Consider the following 5,294-nt stretch of genomic DNA (forward strand, 5'->3'; position numbering starts at 1 on the left):
CGCCGGTCGTCACGCTCGTCGGTGCGGGCGGTATCGGCAAGACGAGCCTGGCCGAGCGGGTCGCACACGAACTGCGCAGCCGGTCCAGCGAGCGCGTCCTGTTCGTTGAACTGGCGCGTGCCGCGACGCGCAACGATGTGCTGCTCGCGATTGCCGCGGAACTCGGGCTCGAGACGGATGGCATGCCGGCCGTCGACCGGATCGGCGATGCGTTCGCCGCGTCGGGCGGCCTGCTCGTGCTCGACAACGCGGAGCACGTCGTCGATCTGGTGGCCGACCTCGTCGAAACACTGACATCACGCGCCGCGCCGCTGCGCGTGCTCGTGACGAGTCGCGAACCCCTTCATATCTCGGTCGAGGCCGTGTTTCGCGTGAGTCCGCTGGCGGTGCCGGACGGCAGTGCGTCCGTGGACGAAATCGTGCGCCATTCGGCCGTCGAGCTGTTTCTGGCGCGGATTCGCGCCGCCACGCCCGATTGCGCGGTCGACGCGGCCGGCATCAGAGTGATCGGCGATATCTGCCGCCGACTCGACGGGCTCCCGCTGGCGATCGAACTGGCCGCCGCGCGCGTCGCGACGCTCGGGCTCGAGATCGTCGCGTCGCGTCTCGACGACCGGCTGAACCTGCTGACGGGCGGGCTTCGGTCGGCGTTGCCGCGCCACCAGACGTTGCGGGCGACGTTCGACTGGAGCTACGTGCTGCTGGATGGGGCCGCGCGGTCGCTGTTTCGCCGGATGGCCTGCTTCATCGGCCCGTTTACGTTCGATGCCGCGCATGAGGTTGCGATGGATCCCGGCATGCCGGCCGCGGATATGATCGCGGTGCTCGGCGAGCTGGTCGCGAAATCGCTGGTGGCCGTCGAATTCAACGGCGCGCAGGCGCGCTACCGACTGACCGAATCGACCCGGGCGTACGCGGTCGAGAAGCTGCACAACGAGGGCGAATTCGACACCATCGTCGAGCGTCATGCGCGCTACCAACGCGAGCAGGCGGAAGCCCGGATGCCCGCTCAAGCGCAAGCAGCGCAACCGGCGAGCCCGGATCTTGCCGCGTGCGAGCCGGCAATGCACGAGCCCGCGACGGTCGAACCGCAAGTGTCGGCAGCCGACGTGCTGGTGCTCGGATTGCTGGAGCCGGCGCGGATGCGCGAATGTTCGATACCGGCGCGACGCGCGCTCGACGCCATCGAGGCTGGGGCGCCCGATGCCGTCGACGCCGCGAGCGAGATGCGCTTGCGCGCGGCCTATGCTTCGGCGTTGCTGCATACCGATGGCGATACGCAAGCGGCGGCCGCGATGTGGGATCGGGCACACGGTCTCGCGGGCCGGCTCGGCGACGAGGCGTTCGATGCGTGCACGCTGGTGGGGCTGTGGAACACGATGCTGACGCGCTCCGACATTCACGAATCGTTGCGCTATGCGACGCGCTTCGAGCGGGCCGCCGAGCGGCGCGGCGACCGGTCGCAGCGACTGCTGGCGAACGCGATGGTCGCGACCTCGCTGCATTACTTCGGCGAGCATGCGCAGGCGCGCGAGCGGCTGGAAGCCGCGACGGCCGAGCTGGCCGAGGTCGGCAAGCCGCCCTGTGCAAAAGCGGCGCTGGGCATCGACGTTGCAACGCTCGGCCGAATGATACTGACGCGGCTGGTGTGGATGCAGGGCGATCCGGACTATGCGATGCGACTGGCTGCGCAGGCGGTCGAACGCGCGCGCCGCAGTGGCTCGGGACTGGCATTGTGCGTCGTGCTCGGCGCCGCGGCGGTGCCGATTGCATTGCGCTATGGCGATCACGACGCGATATCCGACTATCTCGCGACGCTTCGATCGACGGCCGACGCGAACGGTTTCGACATCTGGCGCAGCCATGCGGAATGTCTTGCCGGACAGTTCGACATGCAGGCCGGACATCCCGGCGCCGGGCTCGCGCGGCTCGAGCCGGCGCTGCGGAGCATCGAAGCGGGCGGATTCCGGCACCTGCTCGTGCCGCTGATCGTCGCGTATGCAGAAGGGTTGACGCGCACCGGTCGAGCGGCCGAGGCGCGCATGAAGCTCGACGCAACGCTCGCGCGTTGCCGCGGGCACGGCGAACATCTGTTCGTGCCGGAACTGCTGCGCGCCCGAGGGCTTGCGATGCTCGAACAGGCACGCACGGCCGACGCGGATCTTGCGGCCGCGTGCGAAGCGGACGGGCACCGTCATCTGCTGCTGGCGATCCATACCGCGAACGGGCAAGGAGCCGCGATGTGGGCGCTGCGCGGCACGCTGGACCTCGCCGATCACCTGATCGAGCGCGGGCGCATCGGGCAGGCGTCGTCGCTGGTGGCCAACCTGTCGGGGCATTTCGATCCGCAATCGCGCGCGTTCGACGTTCGCCGTCTGGCGCGGGTGCAAAGCTTCGTTCGCTCCTCGGAGGTGACGCCGTCGTCGAGCAGCACGCGCATGCGGCTCGGGGCGGTAGATGCGATGCAGTCGGTCGCGTAACGGCGCGCCGGGCCCGAGCAGGCGACCGCCGCGCACTCGTGCCGCGGGGCGCAGGGGCCCGATCGATCAACGTTCAAGAGGAGTGTGAATGGTCCGTGTATCGTCAAACCGGGTGCATGCCGTGTGCGACCGTACGCCGGCTTTCGACGCAAGCAGGAGGTCTGACGGTGCTTAAGGCGACGGAATCCGCGGAATCGGCGGACCTCATCGTTTTCAACGGAAAGATCGCGACGCAGGACGACCGGCAGTCGTTCGTGGCCGCGCTCGCTGTGAAGCACGGCCGGATCCTCGCGACCGGCAACGGGCACGAGGTGATGCGCCATGCGGGTGCCGATACGCGACGCATCGACCTGAACGGCCGCACCGCGATCCCGGGGCTGAACGATTCGCACCTGCACGTGATTCGCGGGGGCCTGAACTTCAACCTGGAGCTGCGCTGGGACGGCGTGCCGACGCTGGCTGAAGCACTCGGCATGCTGCGACGCCAGGTGCTGCGCACGCCTGCGCCGCAGTGGGTGCGCGTCGTCGGCGGCTGGACCGAATTCCAGTTCGCGGAAAAGCGCGGGCCGACGGTGGCCGAACTCAACGCGATCGCGCCCGACACGCCGGTTTTCATCCAGCATCTGGGCGACAGCGCGCTTCTGAACGCGGCCGCGCTGCGTGCGATCGGCTGCGGCCGCGACACGTCCGATCCGCCAGGCGGCGAGATTCAGCGCGATCGTCTCGGCAGGCCGACCGGCATGCTGATCGCGCGCCCGGACATGGCCGTCCTGCATGCGGCACTCGAGCAAGGCCCTAAGCTCGCCTACGACGACCAGATGAATTCGATGCGGCACTTCCTGCGCGAATTGAACCGCCTCGGCGTGACGAGCGCGATCGACGCCGGCGGCGATTTGCAGGCTTTTCCGGATGACTATGCCGCGATCATGGCGCTCGCGAGGCGCGGCGAACTGACGGTGCGCATCGCGTACAGCCTGTTCGCGCAGTATGCCGGCCGGGAGCTCGACGACTACGCGCGCTGGGTGACGCTGGCGAAGCCCGGCGACGGTGATGCGTTCCTGCGGATGAACGGCGCCGGCGAATTGCTGGTGTATTCCGCGGCCGATTTCGGGAATTTTCTCGAACCGCGCCCCGAACTGCCCGACGCGCTCGAGGCCGAGCTGGCCGAGGTTGTCCGCCTGCTGGTGCGGCATCGCTGGCCGTTCCGGCTGCACGCGACATATGACGAATCCATCGGCCGCTTCCTGAACGTGCTCGAAGCGGTGAACCGCGAGGCCCCGTTCAACGGGTTGCGCTGGTTCTTCGATCATTGCGAGACGATTTCGGATGCGAACATCGCGCGTATCGCGGCGCTCGGCGGCGGCGTGACGGTCCAGCACCGGATGGCGTTTCAGGGTGAGTACTTCATCGCGCGCTATGGCGCGGAAGCGGCGATTCGCACGCCACCGATCCGCGCGATGCTGGCGGCCGGACTGCCGGTCGGCGCGGGCACCGATGCGACCCGCATCGCGAGCTACAACCCGTTCATGTCGCTGTACTGGATGGTGTCCGGGCGTACGGTCGGCGGTACGGCGCTGTATCCTGAATGCAACCGGCTCAGCCGGATGGAAGCGTTGCGCCGCTACACGGTCGGCAGCGCGTGGTTCTCGAACGAAGACGATCGCAAGGGCGCGCTGGTGCCCGGGCAGTATGCGGATTTTGCCGTGCTGACGGACGACTACTTCACGATCGACGAATCGCGGATCCCGCAACTGTCGTCGGTCCTGACGATCGTCGACGGCAAGGTCGTGCATGCGGACGACGAGTTCGCAACGCTGGCGCCGCCGCCGCTTCCGGTAAGCCCTGCGTGGTCGCCGGTGGCCGGATTCGGAAGCGTCGGCGATCGTCGTCCGGGTGCATCGGCGCAACCGCGCGCAGCGGCCGGCGACGGCGCGGACGCCGGTTCCGTGCGCGGTCACGGGCGTGGTTTCGCACAACGCCTTCATGCGGCCGCGACAGGGGCCGTCGAGCAGTGCGAAGCATTCGGTCAGCCCGGTGTCGCCTTTTAGGTCGACGTGTTTCGTCGAGTATTGCGGCGGCCTCTGCCCGCGCAGCGCGAAAAATGACAATTGTCCGCCCCCGGGTAGAGGGCAGAAGGAGGCGAAATGAGTTCTGCGCATACGTGCGCATCGGCCCATGACGAAGTAGCGGGCGTCCGCGTCCCCCGGACGCCGATGGCAATCGAAGCCGCCGAAGCGGCACGCGCGTCGCTGCCGCGGGTGATCACCGACCACGCGTGCCGGGTGTTCGTCCTCGCATCGCTTGCCGCGCGCCGTGCAAGCGAGACACTGGATGCCGATGCGCTGTACGTGGCCGCGATGTACGCGAATATGGGATTGAGCGCCGCCTATTGCCGATCGACCGAGCGCTACGAGCTGGACAGCGCCGATGCCGCGCAGGCGTTCCTGCTGCGGCATCAGACGTCGCAGCGCCTACGCGACGACGTGTGGCGCGCGATCGCGCTGCATACGACACCCGGCGTGGCGGCACGCGTGTCGCCGCTGGCGCGTGCGCTGGCGTCCGCCGTATCGACGGACCTGATGGCATCCGACTTCGACGCGTATTCGGCGGACGAACGCCACACGCTGCTTGTCGCTTACCCGCGCGGCGACGGGTTCAGCGACGCGTTTCTCGACGCGATCGCGCGCGGCGTCGCGCACCGGCCCGCGTCGACGTTCGGCACATGGAGCGCCGATGTGCTCGAGCGGGCCGATCCGGATTTTCAGCGGCCGAATTTCTGCGGACGCGTGCTGGGTGCACGCTGGAACGACGCCT

3 protein-coding genes are annotated in these 5,294 nt (G+C 68.4%); all 3 read left to right on the forward strand.

Annotated elements, in window-relative coordinates; all coding sequences use genetic code 11:
- Nucleotides 1-2,480 (forward strand): AAA family ATPase (locus JYJ84_RS27705; protein WP_205189709.1); only part of this gene is annotated, 2,480 nt, incomplete at its 5' end.
- 167 nt (nucleotides 2,481-2,647) lie between these two features.
- Entirely contained in the window at nucleotides 2,648-4,528 is a 1,881-nt protein-coding gene (locus JYJ84_RS27710) for an amidohydrolase (RefSeq protein WP_236027231.1), read from the forward strand.
- A 96-nt stretch (nucleotides 4,529-4,624) separates the two neighbouring features.
- Nucleotides 4,625-5,294 (forward strand): phosphohydrolase (locus JYJ84_RS27715; protein WP_175221453.1); only part of this gene is annotated, 670 nt, incomplete at its 3' end.

It is taken from the genome of Burkholderia sp. LMG 13014 (genome assembly GCF_905232215.1).
Taxonomy (GTDB): Bacteria; Pseudomonadota; Gammaproteobacteria; order Burkholderiales; family Burkholderiaceae; genus Burkholderia.